Here is a 16,833-nt window from a genome sequence, read left to right as displayed (position 1 = left end):
GCTAACCTGCGGGGCATGACTGTGACCCTCGAAGTCTCCGCAGGTGTCGGCACGCTCCGTCTCGACCGGCCGCCCATGAACGCGCTCGACGTCGCCACCCAGGACCGGATCAGGGAACTGGCCGGCGAGGCCACCCGGCGCGAGGACGTCCGCGCCGTCGTCATCTACGGCGGCGAGAAGGTCTTCGCGGCCGGGGCCGACATCAAGGAAATGCAGCACATGGACCACGCCGCCATGGTTCTGCGCGCCCGCGACCTCCAGGACTCCTTCAGCGCCGTCGCCCGGATCCCCAAGCCGGTCGTCGCCGCCGTCACCGGCTACGCGCTCGGCGGCGGTTGCGAACTCGCCCTCTGCGCGGACTACCGGATCGCCGCCGACAACGCCAAGCTCGGGCAGCCCGAGATCCTGCTCGGGCTCATCCCGGGAGCCGGCGGCACCCAGCGGCTGCCCCGGCTGGTCGGCCCGTCCAGGGCCAAGGACCTGATCTTCACCGGCCGTATGGTCAAGGCGGACGAGGCGCTCGCCATCGGCCTCGTCGACCGGGTGGTGCCCGCCGCCGACGTCTACACCGAGGCGCACGCCTGGGCGGCGAAGCTGGCGCAGGGGCCGGCGATCGCGCTGCGGGCCGCCAAGGAGGCGATCGACACCGGCGTCGAGACCGACCTGGAGACCGGGCTCGCCGTCGAACGGAACTGGTTTGCCGGGCTGTTCGCCACCGAGGACCGGGAGCGCGGGATGCGCAGCTTCGTGGAGGAGGGGCCGGGCAAGGCCAAGTTCCTGTGATCTTCGCCCTGCTGTGAAAGCCCGGAATCACTTGCAGTTGACGCGGTGTCTGATTCCAGGTCCCTCGATGGGGCGGTTCGCGGGAGCCTCGCGGCGCCCTGGGTCCGCCCGGTCGAGGGGGCCTGGCGACTGCCCGAGAGGGGACGTCTTCGCAGGTCGGCCCTGGTTCCGAAACCCCTTTCATGCCTACGGCATATGCCGTTCGCCGGGTGTTCGGTGGAGGCTTTGCGGGGGCGTATTCCTCAGGAACGGCCCCGGAGGGCGCGTGAGGCGGCCATGATGGGGGCATGGCGGGGCTGGAGGGCATCGAACAGCCGCGGGGACACAGCCGTGCGGCCGCGGCGCGCTGGTCGCCTGCGGTCGAGGACGAGCGGGCACTCAAGGCGATCGAACTGTTCGGCAACCCGACGGACGCGGAGGTTCCGCTCCCGTCCCGCCCCGAGTCCGCGGCGACCGCCCGCCGGCTGGCCCAGGTCGTGGTCCTCCGCCAGTGGCGGCTCAGCCCCAAGATGACCGAGGACGCGGTCTTACTCGTCTCGGAACTGGTGGGCAACGCCGTACGGCACACGGGCGCCCGGGTGTTCGGCCTGCGCATGCGCCGCCGCCCCGGCTGGATCCGGGTAGAGGTGCGCGATCCCTCGCGGGGGCTGCCCTGCCTGATGCCGGTTCAGGAGACGGACATCAGCGGCCGCGGCCTGTTCCTGGTGGACAAACTCGCTGACCGGTGGGGCGTGGACCTGCTGCCCCGCGGCAAGACGACGTGGTTCGAGATGCGGGTGGCTGACCGCTAGGGGCCCGAGAAGGCGCCCTGTCAGGGCCGCGGGCTGTGTCCGTCCGCTACTGCCGCCGCGTGGGCGCGACCAGCCCTCACCGGCCACGACTTGCAAAGACATCCCTTTTCGGGTCAATGGCCCACTTTCTTACCTGTGCACCCTTAAATGGTGCGAGTGACCCCTACCAACCGCCGCGACCTCCTCCGCGCAGGCGCCGCCCTCACCGCCGGTGGCACCCTCGCCGCCGGATGCGGCACCCCAGGTACGGCCACGGCAGCACCGCCCACCACCAGCCCCACCTCACCGTCGGCTTCCCCCCGCCGGCTCCCCTTCCAGGTCACCCACGGCCCCCGCACCACCGCGTCCGTCGCCCTCACCTTCCACGGGCAGGGCGACCCCGCCCTCGCCGAAAAGCTCCTCGCCACCGCCGAGCAGCACGGCGCCCGCCTCACGGTGCTGGCCGTCGGCAGCTGGCTCGACGCGTATCCCACCATGGCCCGCCGCGTCCTGGACGGCGGCCACGACCTGGGCAACCACACCCAGCGGCACGTCTCCATCAACGCCATGGCGGAGACGGACGCCCGCAAGGAGATCACCGACTGCGCGGACCGGCTGAAGCGGCTCACCGGATCGATCGGGAGCTGGTTCCGCCCCTCCAGGGCGCCGACCGCCTCCCCGCTCGTCGCCCGGCTCGCGGCCGAGGCCGGCTACCCGCACGTGCTGTCGTACGACGTCGACTCGCTCGACTACACCCGGCCCGGCGCGCCGGCCATCACCCGCAAGGTGCTCGCGGAGGTCACGGGCGGCTCGGTGGTGAGCATGCACTTCGGATGTCCCGACACGGTCGCCGCCCTCCCCGCCGTCCTCCAAGAACTGCACCGCCGTGGACTGCGCGCGGTCACCACCACGGAGCTGCTCAGCTGATGCGAACCACCAACGCCGTCCGTCTGCTGTCCACCGGTGCCGTCCTCGCCGCCCTGGCGCTGCTGCCTGCCTGCAGCGGCGGATCCGAGAACCCCGGAACGGCCGCCGGCACCACCGCGGCCGTGCAGCCGCCGGCGAAGAAGGCGGAGCCGGTCGTCGACGGACTGCCGGGCATGCCCCCGGTCCTCGATCCGAAGGACGTGTACGCCGCCGACCGCCCCGGCAACCTCTCGCCCGTGGTGAAGGGCTTCCCGTCCCTGGTCTACGTCCCGAACACCAACTCCGACACGGTCTCGGTCATCGACCCGAAGACCTACCGGGTGATCGGGACCATCCGGGTCGGCCGGCAGCCGCAGCACGTCGTGCCCTCCTGGGACCTGAAGACCCTGTGGGTCAACAACGACCTCGGCAACAGCCTCACCCCCATCGATCCGCGGACCGGCAAGGCGGGCAAGCCGGTCGCCGTGCACGACCCGTACAACCTGTACTTCACGCCCAACGGCAAGTACGCGATCGTGATGGCCTCCAACGACCGCCAGCTGGTCTTCCGGGACGCGCACACCATGCGGACCGTCAAGGCCGTCCCGGTCAGCTGCTACGGCGTCAACCACGCCGACTTCTCCCTGGACGGCCGGTACTTCATCGTGTCCTGCGAGTTCAGCGGCGAAGTGCTCAAGGTGGACACCGAGCAGATGAAGGTGCTCCGGCAGGAGAAGCTGCCGTACCACGGCGCCATGCCGCAGGACGTCAAGGTCTCGCCGGACGGCAAGCGGTTCTACATCGCCGACATGATGGCCGACGGGGTGTGGGTCCTGGACGGCGACGCCTTCACCAGGCCGACCTTCCTGGCCACCGGCAAGGGCGCCCACGGGCTGTACGTCAGCCGGGACTCCCGCGTGATGTACGTCTCCAACCGGGGCGAGGGCACCATCTCCCTCTTCGACTTCGCCCAGAACCGGCTGACCGGCAAGTGGCGGCTGCCGGGCGGCGGCAGCCCCGACATGGGCGGGGTCTCGGCGGACGGCAAGGTGCTGTGGCTGTCCGGCCGGTACAACTCCGAGGTGTACGCCATCGACACCCGCACCGGCACCGAACTGGCCCGCATCCACGTCGGCAGCGGTCCGCACGGCCTCGCCGTCTACCCGCAGCCGGGCCGCTACTCGCTCGGGCACACGGGCATCTTCCGCTGACCGGCTTCCGCCGGCCTGTGCGAGGTCAGGTCTTGAGCAGCAGCGCCTCGGCGCCCACCGGCACATAGCCGGCCGCCTGGAACGCCCGCAGGCTGCGGGCGTTCCCCGGCGCGACCTGCGCCCACAGGGGTTCGTCCGCGAGCTGCCGGGCCGCCGACACCAGGGCCCGGCCCAGCCCTCGCTGCCGTACCCCCTCGTCCACCTCCACCGAGACCTCCAGGCGTCCCGCGACCCCCCGGCCGAGCACCACCACCCCGCCGTCCGCCGCCCAGGCACGCACCTCGTCGCGCCGGTCGCGGGCGTAGGCGACCCGGGAGTGGTCCGGCCCGGTGAGCGCGGTCAGCGGGAGCTCCGGGCGGCCGGGGAGCGGGTCGGCGACCAGCAGCGCGTCGATCGTCTCGTGCTCCCGGCCCGTGCGGTCCATCAGGGCGGTGAGGAAACGCGCGTTCATCGTCGCGCACAGGGGGTCGCAGGGGACCGCGCGCAGGGTGTCGTACACCCACCCGGGGTCCTCGTCGACGAAGACGACCGAGTGGGCGGTGAAGGAGAGAACCCCGGCGTCCCGGGGGGAGGGCTGCGGCACGACCGTCGTACGGCCGTCGGGCGGCGGGAAGACACCCCGGGCCGCCGCCTCCAGTATGTCCCGCAGGGTCGCTGTCACCGTGCTCCTTGAGTCTCCACCCACTGGAAGGCCCACACTCGCAGACATGCTGCACTACCCGGGGGGCGGCCCCCCAGACCCCCCGGGTCGACGGCACCGGACTTTTCACCATCGGCGAGCTGGCGAAGGCCACCGGGCTGACCGTGCGCACCATGCGCTACTGGTCCGACGAGGGCGTGCTCACCCCGGTGACCCGCTCCGCGGGCGGCTACCGGCTCTACGACGCCGAGTCGTTCGCCCGCCTGGAGCTGATCCGCACCCTGCGCGAGCTGGGGCTCGGCCTCGGGCACGTGCGTGCGGTGCTCTCCGGTGAGCAGACCGTGGCCGAGGTCGCGGCCGCGCACGTGGCGGCGCTGGACGCCCAAATCCTCCCCCAGAGGGGGGACCCCCACCTCAAGGTGACCCGAGCGGTGCTGTCGACCGTGGCGCGACGCGGTTCGAACGGGCGGCGATGCGCAGGGTGATCGAGTTCAACGCGGCCGACCGGGGGCCGGACACCCCGGCCGGCGCCTCGCAGTGGTTCTTCCGCAAGCTGGTCGACGTCGTCGGCGCGGCCCGGGAGCGCGGGGTGACGCCCGAGTCGCGGGAGGCGGACGCCGTGCTGACCGAGGTGTTCGGCGAGGGCACCGACCGGGCGGCGGTGCTGCGCCGGATCGACCTGGGCAACGAGGTCGCCCGCTACCGGGAGTTGGTGAACGCGATCAAGGGCGCTCCGGCGCCGCCGCAGTACCAGGAGGAGTTCGACTGGGTGGTCGCCGCGCTGAAGGCCTGGCCGGGCCGTTAACCTGACCTGCGGCACTACGCCGGTACGGCAATGGAAACACGGACATAAAGGGGCGGATCGGTGGCGGACATCGACGAGGCACGCGAGCACTTCCAGCGGATCGACGCGGACGGTGACGGTTTCATCACCGCTGCCGAGTTCAAGACCGCTCTCGCGCAGGGGGGCGACTGGAACGTCACCGAGGCGGTGGCCGAGGCCATCATCAAGACCCGCGACCTCAACGGCGACAAGGTCCTGTCGTTCGACGAGTACTGGGCCTACCTGAACAAGTAGGTTCCACGAGCGGAGGGGCGCCCGGCACCCGGAGTGCGGGCGCCCCTTTCTCATGCCCCGGCTTCGACACGGACCGTCCAGTGGCCGCCGTGCCGTTCCAGGATCAGCGGCAGGCCGAAGCACGTGCCGACCTGGCCGCCGGGCCCTGGAGGATCGGCCGTCCGGCTTTCGTCGACGCCGACATCGCCTTCCACGCGGCCGTGGTCGCCGCGGCGCACAACCCGGTGCTCAGCGATCCGTTCGCGAACCCTCACTCGTCCGGCCCGGCTGCGGAATAGGTCGCGCAGCCCCGAGGTTGTCGCCGCACAGCAGCGTGCATGCAAGTGCATGAACTCTCGAAAGGCATGTCATGAAGATCGGCATCATCGGCGCGGGCAACATCGGCGGCAACCTCACCCGGCGGCTGACCGCCCTCGGCCACGACGTGTCCGTGGCGAACTCGCGGGGCCCCGAGACGCTCGCCGGGCTGGCCGAGGAGACGGGAGCGACGGCGGTACGGGCCGAGGAGGCGGCGCGCGGTGCGGAGGTCGTCGTGGTCACGGTCCCGGTGAAGGCCGTCCCCGACCTGCCGTCCGGTCTCCTGGACGGGGCCGCGGAGAACGTCGCGGTGATCGACACCAACAACTACTACCCGCGGGAGCGGGACGGCCGGATCGCCGGCATCGAGGACGAGGGCATCACCGAGAGCCGGTGGACCGAGCGGCAGATCGGCCACGCCGTGATCAAGGCGTTCAACGGCACCTTCGCCCAGGACATCCTGGACCGCGGCCGCCCCGCCGGTGAGCCCGGCCGCCAGGCCCTCCCGGTCTCCGGCGACGACGAGGCCGCCAAGCGGGTCGTCCGCGCCCTGATCGACGAACTGGGCTTCGACACGGTCGACAACGGCGGCATCGACGACTCCTGGCGCCAGCAGCCGGGCACCCCGGTGTACGGCCTGCGCGGGGACGTCGAGGCGGTCCGCAAGGCCCTGGCGGAGGCGTCCCCGGAGCGCCCGGAGAACTTCCGCGGCTGACGGCTCCGCGATCCGCCGCGCCGCGGCTGACGGCTCCGCGGGGTGACCGGCGGTGGGACCGAAGCGGGGAACCCGGTCCCGCCGTCGCGCCCGGCTCAGTCCTCCTTCGACGCCCAGGCCTTGAGGGCGGCCTTGCCGGCGAAGTGCGCCACGTTCTTGTCGTACGGATCGCTGGTGTACTGGTGGAACACCCAGTCGGCCTTGATGCGGGGGTGGCCGGCGGCGACGTAGTCGGCGATCCAGAGGCCGTCGCCGGCGTACGAGGTCCTGTCGACGGTGAGCCAGTAGTCGCGATTCGTGTAGAGAACCACCCGGTTGTTCGGCCGGAGCGCCTTCACCTTGCGGATGAAGGAGTCCTTCTCGGCGTTGCTCGCGTGGGTGCCGTCGCCGGTGGTCTCCCAGTCGACGGCCAGGATCTCGCCCGCCTTCTCGGGGGCGTGCCGGACGAAGTACTCGGCCTGGGCGGTGAGGTTGCCGGGCCAGAGGAAGTGGTAGAAGCCGACGACCAGTCCGGCGTCCCGTCCGGTCTTCGTCTGGGCGGCCAGCTTGGGGTTGACGTACGAACGCCCCTCCGTCGCCTTGATGAAGACGAAGGAGAGGCCGTCCGTGTCGTAGGCCGATGACTGGTACGCGCTCACGTCGATTCCGTGCAGCATGTGCGGGGGCTCCCTGGTGCCAGTGGGGTGACACGAATTGCAACTGCGTATGTCGTATTCCCCGACACGCCGGGAGGGATCCGCGTGGGCGCGTGAATTGTCAGCCGCGGGCCGCCACTTCGCCGAGCACGGCCGCCGACTTCGCCGACCAGTCGGAGGTGATGATGCTGGCGTGGTCCGCGGCGAGCAGCGCCAGCCGGGCGGCCACCTCGGCGTCGGTCGGAGCGGTCGACGAGATCGCCGGGGAGACGTTGTTGGCGTCCGTCATGATCAGGATGTAGTGGTTCCTGGCGTAGAACGACGTGTCGTAGCCGTTGTTCACGTACGTCGCCGCGTCGCCGTCGAAGAACACGAACCAGGGCTGGATGGAGGCGTCGTACCTGCTGGTCCGCGGATCCCCGGCGGCGGCGCCCAGGACCGCCGGGAAGGCCTGGGCCTGGGAGATGTTCCCCGCCGCGTACAGGTCGCGCAGGTGGTCGCCGTACTCCTCGTCCGTCCAGTAGTGGTCGAACGGGTTGGCCTTCTCCACCGTGCCCGGGATCAGTTCGAAGATGAACTTGCCCTTGAGCTGGTCACGGGTCGGCCAGGCGTCGGCCTTGGCGGCGGCGTCCAGGGTGGCGTACGAGGAGCCGAGCAGGTCGGCCGGCCTGTAGACGCTGCTGCCGAGCTTCTGGGAGACGAGCGTGTCGAACGCGCTGGGTCCGAGGCCGATGGTCTGGTTGAAACCGACCTTCATCTCGACCTTGACGACGACGGGTGCGTGGTTCGGGTGCAGTTGCTCCCAGGCCGCCATGTTGTCCAGGCAGCTGCCGAGGTCCTGGCTGGTGCTCTGGCTGTACAACTGGCTCGGACTGCTGGTGTGTTCGCAGTTGTTGTCGTCGCCCCACGGGTTGCTGTGGCTGACCCGCCACCGCTTGCTGATGCTGTCGACGTACACGTCCAGCTCCAGCAGCGAGGCTCCGGAGTCCAGGGCCTGCGCCCAGTAGGTGTACTTGGCTCTGTCGTACGCGTTGTGCGTGCCGATGGCGGTGGTCGCGGAGAACTTCGCCGCGCTCGGGTCCGTGTCCGCGTGCGCGGTGGGGCCCGCCATCAGGAACAGGACACCGGCCCCCAGTACTGCCGCCAGCCGTCTCCGTACCCGCATGACCCAACTCCCTTGGGTTGGTGGTGAGTTGGCGGCAGCGTAGGAGCAAGTGGTTACTGAGCGGTAGCCCCTGGGGGAACATCGGTCTCCGGAACTTCCGCAGGAGTCGGCAGGTCGCACGTACGCTGACCGCATGCCGAGGCCGTGAGGAGGCGCTGGTGGGGACGGGTCCGGTGGCGGGGCGGCGGCCTGCGGGCCTCTTCGTGGGGCTGTGCACCCTGGACGTCGTCCAGCTGGTGGACCATGTGCCCGGTCCGGACGAGAAGCTGACGGCGCGGGACCAGGTGGCCGCCGCGGGCGGCCCGGCCACCGGCGCGGCCGTCGCCTTCGCCCGTCTGGGCGGCCTGCCCCGGCTGCTCACGGGTCTCGGCTCCCATCCGCTGGCGCACGGGGTCCGGGCGGACCTCGACGCGCTCGGCGTCCGGATCTCGGACCTGGCCGCCGAGCGGGTGGAGCCGCCCGCCGTCTCCTCGGTCCTGGTGACCGCGTCGACCGGCGAGCGCGCGGTCGCCTCGACCAACGCGACCGGGCACCGGCTGCGGGCCCCGGCGGACCTGGCCGAGCTGGTGGCGGCGTGCGACATCGCCGAGTTCGACGGGCACCACATGGACCTGGCCGTCGACGTCGCCGCCGCGGCGCGGTCGGCGGGCCGGCCCACCCTCCTCGACGCCGGCAGCTGGAAGGACGGCACGCGGCGGCTGCTGGCCTGGACCGACGTCGTCGTCTGCTCGGCGGACTTCCACCCGCCCGGCACCGCCACGCCGGCCGAGACCCTGGAGTTCCTCCGGGACCACGGGGTGACCTGGGCGGCGGTCACGGCGGGCGGCGCGCCGATCGTATGGGCGGGGCCCGGCACCGGCGGCCGTGTCCCCGTTCCGGAGACCCGCGTGGTGGACACACTGGGCGCGGGCGACGTCCTGCACGGTGCCCTCGCCTACCACCTGAGCGGACTCGCCCCCATCGACGGCCCGGCCTTCGCCGACGCCCTGTCCCGAGCCGCCGCGGTGGCCTCCCGCGCCTGCGCCTCCTTCGGCACGCGCGCGTGGCTGACGGCGGGCTGACCGGCGGCCACGCGCTGACGGGCAGGTCAGCGGCCGTCCGTCAGCACTCGATGATGTTCACCGCCAGCCCGCCCCGGGCCGTCTCTTGTACTTGACGGACATGCGGTCGGCTGTTGATCAGGTGGTTGACCTGCAGTTTTGACATGCCCGGAGTTGCCTTGGATCACGTCGGGGACTTTTTGGGGGGACTTCCTGTCGAGAGCTGATGGCAACGCATCCCATGCCACCCCGCTCGGCCGGAGGTTCGGCAAAGTCCGACGTTTCCTGGGCCGGGCGAGCTCGTGATCACACGCTTGGTGATGTTACTCAATGTGGTCGTCCGTGCACCGAAGGCTTCCCGGGGCTCTCTTGAGCGGCTACCGGGACCGTGCCCGGCGGAGCGGTACCGCCGGTTTCGCGAGGACCTTCGGTCTCCGCGTCTTCCACCGCGATCCGCGCATAATGGGATTAACGACACAGCGGTGGGAGGGCATCCCTGAAGCGGCCCGAAAGGCGGCCCGCGACAGGGCCTCCAGGTGAGGGAAGTGAGCACGGTGTCGGTCGCCTGGGACGACATCGGCGGACTCGCCGATGCCCATGAGCGTTTTCTGGCCGGTGCACGAGTCGAGACGAACGTACGGGGCTCGGTCCTCGAATCCTGGATGCGGTCCAGGTCCGAAGGGGTCGAACCGCACCGGGTGCAGCTTCCGTATGCCTCTGGCCTGACGCTGGACGACCGCCTCATGCGTGCGAGCGCCCCGGTGCTGAAAGACCTGACCGGGGTGCTCGCCAACGTGAGCATGGCGGTCGCGCTCTGTGACGCCCAGGCCCGCATGGTCCATCGGTACGGCACTGGCCGGCAGCTGCTCGAACGCCTCGACGACATCAACTTCGCCCCCGGTTTCGACGCCTCGGAGCGGGTCGCGGGCACCAACGGTGTCGGCACGGCGCTGGCCGGGCGGGGCCCGATCTATCTTGCCGGCCGTGAGCACTTCGCCGACTGCCTGCAGCCGTTCACCTGCGCGGGCGCGCCCATCCGCGACCCCCTCAGCGGGCGTATCGAGGCCGTCCTCGACCTCACCTGCCTGCGTGGCGACGGCGACCCCGCCATGCTGGCACTGGTGCGGAAGGCTGCCCGCGACATCGAGGCGCGGCTGTTGGAACAGGCCACGGAACGGGAACGGGCGCTTCTCGCGGCGTACCGGCGGGCCCGTCGCGACACGTGCGCCGGTGGCCTACCGCAGCAGCCCCCGCAGGCACTCCCGGGGCCTGGCCCCGAGGGCGGCGGCCTCGGGGCGATCGATCTGGCCGTGCTGCGGGAGAAAGCCGAGGAGCTCATCGCCTCACCGAAGCGCACCCTCGACGAGGTGGTCCTCTCGGGCGGGCGGGTCGCCACACTGCTGAGCCGCCAGGTCACGGGAGCGGCGGGTGAGACGGGTACGGTCGTGGAGGTCCGTGTCCTCGGCGGCCCGAACCTGCGTCATGTCGGACTCACCGCGCCGGCCGAGCGGACCCAGCCGGCGCCGGTGACCGTGTCGCCCCTGACCATCCCGCTGGGGCCGGTCTCCGCGGTATCGAGGCAGACGGGGACATACCCGGCCCACCCGCATGCTGCCGGACCACCGCTCCCACAGACGGCAGCGGCGACGCCCGTGGTCGGCACGCAACCCCGGATCCAGGCCGGAACCGACGGGAACGGCAGCGGCCCCGGCACAGCAGACGGCTGGGTGTTGCTCGTCGGCGAGCCCGGCGTCGGCAGGCTGGCCGTACTGGCCCGCAAGCGGCTGGAACTGCTGCACGACGCCAGTGTGCGTATCGGCACCACCTTGGAGGTCACCCGCACCGCGGAGGAACTGGTGGAGGTGGCGGTTCCCCGGTTCGCCGACCTCATGGTCGTCGATCTGCCCGACCCCGTGCTGCTCGGCGAGGAGCCCGGGCCGCTCGGTGGGGATACTCCGCTGCGCCGTGTCGCGATCGGCACCGTGCGTGCGGAACTGCCCGTGTACGGCATCGGCGACTCCGTCGAGTACGTTCCGTCCACCCCGCAGGTCCGCTGCCTGGAGACCGGGCAGTCTGTGCTCGAACCCGTCCTGGCCGACGCCGAGGGCTGGGTCGCCCAGGATCCGGCACGGTTCGGGCAGGCCCTCGCGCAGGGCATCCACTCCCTGATCACGGTGCCCCTGCGGGCCCGTGGCACGATCCTCGGCGTGGCGAGCTTCTACCGCTCCGAGAAGCCCGCCCCCTTCGAGGACGACGACCTGTCCCTCGCCCAGGAGCTGGTCGGCCGCGCCGCGATCTGCATCGACAACGCCCGCCGTTACACGCGCGAGCACAACACCGCCCTGGCGCTGCAGCGCAGCCTGCTGCCCCGGGGTCGGCCCGAGCCGACCGCCGTCGAGGTCGCCTGCCGCTACCTGCCCGCGCAGGCCGGGGTGGGCGGCGACTGGTTCGACGTCATTCCGCTGTCCGGCGCCCGCGTGGCGTTCGTGGTCGGCGACGTGGTCGGGCACGGCCTGCACGCCGCGGCCACCATGGGCCGGCTGCGCACCGCCGTGCACAACTTCTCCTCCCTGGACCTGCAGCCCGACGAACTCCTCACGCAGCTGGACGACCTGGTCGGGGGGCTCGACCGGGGCGAGGGCTGGGCGGTGGAGCCCAGTTACCAGGACTCCGGAATCGTCGGTGCGACCTGCCTGTACGCCGTGTACGACCAGGTGTCCCGGCGCTGCACCCTCACTCGTGCCGGTCACCCGGCCCCTGCGGTGGTCACACCCGACGGCGCGGTGGACTTCGTCGATCTGCCGTCGGGACCGCCGCTCGGGCTGGGCGGGATGCCCTTCGAAACAGTCGAGTTGGAGCTGGCCGAGGGCAGTCAACTGGTGCTGTACACCGACGGCCTGATCGAGGACAGGGGCCGCGACATCGACATCGGCCTGGACAAGCTTCGCGCTGTCCTGGCCTGTGCCGACCGGGCGCCGGAAGACACCTGCGACGCGGTCCTGGACGCACTGCTCCCGTCCCGCCCGAGTGACGACGTGGCCTTGCTCGTCGCCCGTACGCACGCCCTGGGGCCGGAGCAGGTCGCCGAGTGGGAGTGGCCCAGCGACCCGGCGATCGTCTCCCGCTCCCGCGCGGCCGTCACCAAGCAGCTGGCCGCCTGGGGGCTGGACCAACTGGCCTTCACCACCGAACTCGTCGCCAGCGAACTGGTCACCAACGCCATCCGGCACGCGAGCGGCCCGATCCGGCTCCGGCTGCTCTGCGACCGCGCACTGATCTGTGAGGTCTCCGACGGCAGCAGCACGTCGCCTCGGCTGCGCCGCGCCCGGAACACGGACGAGGACGGACGAGGACTCTTCCTCATCGCCCAGTTCACCCAGCACTGGGGAACCCGCTACACCACGGACGGCAAGATCATCTGGACCGAACAACCCCTGCCGTGACGGGCAGGGATGGTTCGCCACCTGGCTGGACAGGATCGCCGCCGACGGCACCCTCACCCGTCTCGTACGCCGGGGGACGCGCCGTTCCTCGACGCGGCGGTACGCATGCTCGAAAGGCTGGCCGACGACTTGGAACGGATCCCCGGACACGCGGCCGGCGCCCTGCCGCTGCGGGTCCTCGCCGGGGGTGGGCCAACGGTGACACCAAAGCCCTCGTCCCCGGCACCCCGCTCGAAAAACTGCTCGGTGACGCCGCACGCGCGGGAGCCGGCCGAACTGGCGCGCCGACTTCGACCGGGCCGGCCTGAGCATCACCGCGGACGCCGTGGCCCACCACGGTGCCCGCCCCTGGCGGATGACGGCCGCCGACTACCGATTACACGGCGGCACTCGGCGAGGGCGAGTCCACACCGCTCGCGGGACCGCCCGCGGCCAGCCCCTGGGATCCTGGACTGGCCCGCGCCACGGAGGCGTCGGGAAGCGCGGTCCTGGAGGAACGCCTCCTGCTCGCGCTCCTGTCCGACCTCACCCGCACCTGACCCGGCGTCCGGTGGTGGTCGGATCGATCTGTCCACCACCACGGTGCGTCGTTCGGCATCCGCCGCGAGTCGGTGGCGGTTCCCGGGCCCCCGGGGCCGACCGGAACGGGGCCCCGTCTTCTCAGCGAGCGTCGGCTTCCGGTTCCGGTACGGGGAGTTCGTCGAGGTCGAGGGTGAAGGTGCGGCCGTCGGCCAGGGGGATGGGGAGCTTGCCCGTGCCGTATGCGCGGGTGTGTGCGGTGCTGTAGCCGCTCGAGGTGGGCTCGGTGTGCAGGACGACCTCCCGGGCGTAGGGGTCCACGACGAGGTAGACGGGGATGCCGTACCGGCCGTACTTCGCGGTGCAGTCGTCGTAGTCCTTGCGGGCGGAGGACGTGGAGACGACCTCCGAGATCAGCAGGACATCCTCGAAGCTGTAGCGCTTGCCTTCCTTGCGCGCGTCCTCGCGCAGGATGGCCAGGTCGGGGGCGGAGTTCTCATCTGCGGGGAAGTCGATGTAGACGTCCGAGGGTGTCTTCGCGTGTCGTCCGAGCGACAGGATCGTGTCGTACTGCATCGACTTGATCGTGCTGGAGTGCTCGAAGCTCTGCGGGGTCAGGATCACCTTTCCCTCGGCCCCGAACAGGACCGTGTACCCCTTGGGGAACTCGGTGTGCATGATCGAGTCGACGCTCATGGAGGGCTCCTTCCCGTGTGCCGCCATGATACGGCGGTGGACGCCGCACAACTGGACGGAACGGCAGGTGGGCGGATCCGGCGCCGCGGGGTACGGACCTCCTCCGCCCGCCGTGATCGACAATGGCGACTTCGACGCGTACCGGGAAGTTCACGGTCAACTCAGCAGGGAAGGCCCTGACAGCACTGAAAGGCGCCAACGCGCTGGTCAGGGTCCTTTTCCCTAGCACTCGATGATGTTCACCGCCAGCCCGCCCCGGGCCGTTTCCTTGTACTTGACGCTCATGTCGGCGCCCGTGTCCTTCATGGTCTTGATGACCTTGTCCAGAGACACCTTGTGGGAGCCGTCGCCGCGCATGGCCATGCGGGCCGCGGTGACCGCCTTGACCGCGGCCATGCCGTTGCGTTCGATGCAGGGGATCTGGACCAGGCCGCCGACCGGGTCGCAGGTCAGGCCGAGGTTGTGCTCCATGCCGATCTCGGCGGCGTTCTCCACCTGTTCCGGGGAGCCGCCGAGGACCTCGGCGAGCGCGCCCGCCGCCATCGAGCAGGCCGATCCGACCTCGCCCTGGCAGCCGACCTCGGCGCCGGAGATGGAGGCGTTCTCCTTGAAGAGCATGCCGATCGCGCCGGCGGCGAGGAGGAAGCGGACCACGCCGTCCTCGTCGGCGCCCGGGACGAAGTTGATGTAGTAGTGCAGGACCGCCGGGATGATGCCGGCCGCGCCGTTGGTGGGGGCGGTGACCACGCGGCCGCCCGCCGCGTTCTCCTCGTTCACGGCCATCGCGTAGAGCGTGATCCACTCCATCGCGTGGGCCAGCGGGTCGCCCTCGGCCCGCAGCTGGCGGGCGGTCACGGCGGCCCGGCGCTTGACCCGCAGTCCGCCCGGCAGGATGCCCTCGCGGGACATGCCGCGCGTCACGCACGCCTGCATCACCCGCCAGATGTCCAGCAGCCCCGCGCGGATCTCCTCCTCGGTGCGCCAGGCCCGCTCGTTCTCCAGCATCAGCGCGGAGATCGACAGACCCGTGTCCTTCGTCAGGCGCAGCAGCTCGTCGCCGGTGCGGAAGGGGTACTTCAGGACCGTGTCGTCCAGCACGATGCGATCCGCGCCGACCGCGTCCTCGTCGACGACGAACCCGCCGCCGACCGAGTAGTACGTCTTGGAGAGGAGTTCGGCGCCCTGCGCGTCGCGGGCCCACAGGGTCATGCCGTTCGCGTGGTAGGGCAGGGCCTTGCGGCGGTGGAGTTTGAGGTCTTCGTCGAAGGAGAAGGCGATCTCGTGCTCGCCCAGCAGGGACAGACGGCCGGTGCTCCTGATCGCCTCGACGCGGTCGTCGGCCGTCTCCACAGCCACCGAGCGCGGCGAGGCGCCCTCCAGGCCGAGCAGCACCGCCTTCGGGGTGCCGTGGCCGTGGCCGGTCGCGCCGAGGGAGCCGTACAGCTCGGCGCGTATCGAGGCGACGGACTCCAGCAGCCCCTCGTTGCGCAGGCGGCGGGCGAACATGCGGGCCGCGCGCATCGGGCCGACGGTGTGGGAGCTCGACGGGCCGATGCCGATCGAGAACAGGTCGAAGACCGAGATGGCCACGGGAACTCCTCCGAAAAGGGTGGGGGCACACGTCCTCGGGTGCCCCCACCAGGGAACTACTTGTTCAGACCCGGGTACAGCGGGTGCTTGTCGGTCAGCGCCACCACGCGGGCCCGCAGCGCCTTCGCGTCGTACGACGGCTTGAGCGTCTCGGCGATCACGTCCGCGACCTCCGCGAAGTCCTCGGCCGTGAAGCCGCGCGTGGCCAGCGCCGGGGTGCCGATCCGCAGACCCGAGGTCACCATCGGGGGCCGCGGGTCGTTCGGGACGGCGTTGCGGTTGACCGTGATGCCGACCTCGTGGAGCCGGTCCTCGGCCTGCTGCCCGTCCAGCTCGGACTCGCGCAGGTCGACGAGGATCAGGTGCACGTCCGTGCCGCCGGACAGGACGTTCACCCCGGCCTCGCGGGCGTCGGGCGCCGTCAGCCGCTCGGCGAGGATGCGCGCCCCGTCCACCGTACGACGCTGCCGCTCCTTGAAGTCCTCGCTCGCCGCGACCTTGAAGGAGACCGCCTTCGCCGCGATCACGTGCTCCAGGGGACCGCCCTGGAAGCCCGGGAAGACGGACGAGTTCAGTTTCTTCGCGAAGGCCTGGCGGGCCAGGATGATGCCGCCGCGCGGGCCGCCGAGGGTCTTGTGGGTGGTGGAGGTGACCACGTCGGCGTACGGCACCGGGTTCGGGTGCAGCCCCGCCGCCACCAGGCCGGCGAAGTGCGCCATGTCGACCCACAGGTACGCCTCGACCGCGTCGGCGATCCGGCGGAACTCCGCGAAGTCCAGCTGCCGCGGGTACGCCGACCAGCCCGCGATGATCACCTTCGGGCGGTGCTCCTTGGCGAGCCGCTCCACCTCGGCCATGTCGACGAGACCGGAGTCGTCCACGTGGTAGGCGACCACGTCGAACTGCTTGCCGGAGAAGTTCAGCCGCATGCCGTGGGTCAGGTGGCCGCCGTGCGCGAGGTCCAGGCCCAGGATGGTGTCGCCGGGCTGGGCCAGCGCGAACAGGGCCGCCTGGTTGGCGGAGGCACCGGAGTGCGGCTGCACGTTGGCGTACTCGGCGCCGAACAGCTCCTTCACCCGGTCGATGGCGATCTGCTCGGTGACGTCGACGTGCTCGCAGCCGCCGTAGTAGCGGCGGCCCGGATAGCCCTCGGCGTACTTGTTGGTGAGGACCGAGCCCTGCGCCTCCATGACCGCGAGCGGAGCGAAGTTCTCCGAGGCGATCATCTCCAGGGTGGACTGCTGGCGCTCCAGCTCGGCGTCGACCGCGGCGGCTACCTCCGGGTCGAGTTCGTGCAGGGGCGTGTTCAGAACGGACATCTGTTTCTACGACTCCTAGGCCGGGG

General features: G+C 71.1%; 16 protein-coding genes and 1 pseudogene. 11 read left to right on the top strand and 6 right to left on the bottom strand.

All coding sequences use genetic code 11. From position 1 onward, the window contains the following. Nucleotides 1–15: 15 nt before the first annotated feature. From AB0M11_RS25015 to AB0M11_RS25000, 4 genes are all read left to right on the top strand, one after another. Nucleotides 16–783, top strand: coding sequence for an enoyl-CoA hydratase-related protein (locus tag AB0M11_RS25015; protein ID WP_365709087.1), 768 nt, complete (start codon nucleotides 16–18; stop codon nucleotides 781–783). A 287-nt stretch (nucleotides 784–1,070) separates the two neighbouring features. Next, nucleotides 1,071–1,574 (top strand): ATP-binding protein, encoded by a 504-nt coding sequence (locus tag AB0M11_RS25010; protein ID WP_177232932.1) that lies wholly within the window; start codon nucleotides 1,071–1,073, stop codon nucleotides 1,572–1,574. Nucleotides 1,575–1,721: 147 nt separating this feature from the next. After that, nucleotides 1,722–2,480, top strand: a complete 759-nt coding sequence (locus AB0M11_RS25005) for a polysaccharide deacetylase family protein (RefSeq protein ID WP_365709085.1) — start codon at nucleotides 1,722–1,724, stop codon at nucleotides 2,478–2,480. Beyond that, nucleotides 2,480–3,670 carry a beta-propeller fold lactonase family protein gene (locus AB0M11_RS25000; protein ID WP_365709083.1) on the top strand — a complete coding sequence of 397 codons (1,191 nt, stop codon included), beginning with the start codon at nucleotides 2,480–2,482 and terminating at the stop codon, nucleotides 3,668–3,670. The genes AB0M11_RS25005 and AB0M11_RS25000 overlap by 1 nt, the downstream gene beginning before the upstream one ends. A 25-nt stretch (nucleotides 3,671–3,695) precedes the next feature. Here the strand turns inward: AB0M11_RS25000 and AB0M11_RS24995 are convergent, their stop codons facing one another. Then, the gene (locus AB0M11_RS24995; RefSeq protein ID WP_365709081.1) at nucleotides 3,696–4,379 is read right to left on the bottom strand and encodes a GNAT family N-acetyltransferase; all 684 of its coding nucleotides are present in this window, start codon (nucleotides 4,377–4,379) and stop codon (nucleotides 3,696–3,698) included. A 62-nt stretch (nucleotides 4,380–4,441) separates the two neighbouring features. On the opposite strand from AB0M11_RS24995, the pseudogene AB0M11_RS24990 reads away from it, so the two are divergent. The 4 genes and pseudogenes from AB0M11_RS24990 (at nucleotide 4,442) to AB0M11_RS24975 (ending at nucleotide 6,400) form a co-directional block, all read left to right on the top strand. Then, a pseudogene (locus AB0M11_RS24990) lies at nucleotides 4,442–5,115 on the top strand (MerR family transcriptional regulator). A gap of 60 nt (nucleotides 5,116–5,175) precedes the next feature. Beyond that, a complete protein-coding gene (locus AB0M11_RS24985) occupies nucleotides 5,176–5,388 on the top strand; it encodes an EF-hand domain-containing protein (protein WP_365709079.1) in 213 nt (70 codons plus the stop codon). Nucleotides 5,389–5,477: 89 nt separating this feature from the next. Further along, nucleotides 5,478–5,666, top strand: coding sequence for an FCD domain-containing protein (locus tag AB0M11_RS24980; RefSeq protein WP_365709077.1), 189 nt, complete (start codon nucleotides 5,478–5,480; stop codon nucleotides 5,664–5,666). Nucleotides 5,667–5,737: 71 nt separating this feature from the next. Then, complete coding sequence (locus AB0M11_RS24975; RefSeq protein ID WP_365709075.1) at nucleotides 5,738–6,400, top strand: NAD(P)-binding domain-containing protein; 663 nt, start codon at nucleotides 5,738–5,740, stop codon at nucleotides 6,398–6,400. Nucleotides 6,401–6,495: 95 nt separating this feature from the next. On the opposite strand, the gene AB0M11_RS24970 is transcribed toward AB0M11_RS24975, so the two are convergent. Next, a complete protein-coding gene (locus AB0M11_RS24970) occupies nucleotides 6,496–7,056 on the bottom strand; it encodes a glycoside hydrolase family 25 protein (protein WP_365709074.1) in 561 nt (186 codons plus the stop codon). A 100-nt stretch (nucleotides 7,057–7,156) separates the two neighbouring features. Then, nucleotides 7,157–8,200 (bottom strand): phosphatidylinositol-specific phospholipase C domain-containing protein, encoded by a 1,044-nt coding sequence (locus AB0M11_RS24965; RefSeq protein WP_365709072.1) that lies wholly within the window; start codon nucleotides 8,198–8,200, stop codon nucleotides 7,157–7,159. A 158-nt stretch (nucleotides 8,201–8,358) separates the two neighbouring features. Between AB0M11_RS24965 and AB0M11_RS24960 the strand changes: the two genes are divergently transcribed. The 3 genes from AB0M11_RS24960 (at nucleotide 8,359) to AB0M11_RS24950 (ending at nucleotide 13,222) form a co-directional block, all read left to right on the top strand. Beyond that, nucleotides 8,359–9,261, top strand: coding sequence for a PfkB family carbohydrate kinase (locus AB0M11_RS24960; protein WP_365709070.1), 903 nt, complete (start codon nucleotides 8,359–8,361; stop codon nucleotides 9,259–9,261). A gap of 524 nt (nucleotides 9,262–9,785) precedes the next feature. Beyond that, nucleotides 9,786–12,683, top strand: coding sequence for a SpoIIE family protein phosphatase (locus tag AB0M11_RS24955; protein ID WP_365709068.1), 2,898 nt, complete (start codon nucleotides 9,786–9,788; stop codon nucleotides 12,681–12,683). Nucleotides 12,684–13,135: 452 nt separating this feature from the next. Then, nucleotides 13,136–13,222 carry a hypothetical protein gene (locus AB0M11_RS24950; RefSeq protein ID WP_365709120.1) on the top strand — a complete coding sequence of 29 codons (87 nt, stop codon included), beginning with the start codon at nucleotides 13,136–13,138 and terminating at the stop codon, nucleotides 13,220–13,222. Between the two features lie 121 nt (nucleotides 13,223–13,343). Here the strand turns inward: AB0M11_RS24950 and AB0M11_RS24945 are convergent, their stop codons facing one another. The 3 genes from AB0M11_RS24945 to glyA all read right to left on the bottom strand — a co-directional run bounded on the left by AB0M11_RS24945 (nucleotide 13,344) and on the right by glyA (nucleotide 16,807). Further along, nucleotides 13,344–13,898, bottom strand: a complete 555-nt coding sequence (locus AB0M11_RS24945) for a Uma2 family endonuclease (protein WP_365709066.1) — start codon at nucleotides 13,896–13,898, stop codon at nucleotides 13,344–13,346. 222 nt (nucleotides 13,899–14,120) lie between these two features. Then, entirely contained in the window at nucleotides 14,121–15,488 is a 1,368-nt protein-coding gene (locus AB0M11_RS24940; protein WP_365709064.1) for an L-serine ammonia-lyase, read from the bottom strand. A gap of 56 nt (nucleotides 15,489–15,544) precedes the next feature. After that, nucleotides 15,545–16,807, bottom strand: coding sequence for a serine hydroxymethyltransferase (gene glyA, locus AB0M11_RS24935; protein ID WP_365709062.1), 1,263 nt, complete (start codon nucleotides 16,805–16,807; stop codon nucleotides 15,545–15,547). Nucleotides 16,808–16,833 lie beyond the last annotated feature (26 nt).

Source organism: Streptomyces sp. NPDC051987, from assembly GCF_040680735.1.
Taxonomy (GTDB): domain Bacteria; phylum Actinomycetota; class Actinomycetes; order Streptomycetales; family Streptomycetaceae; genus Streptomyces.
The sequence above is the reverse complement of the archived record's forward strand: the minus strand, read 5'-3'. Positions and strand labels throughout refer to the sequence as shown.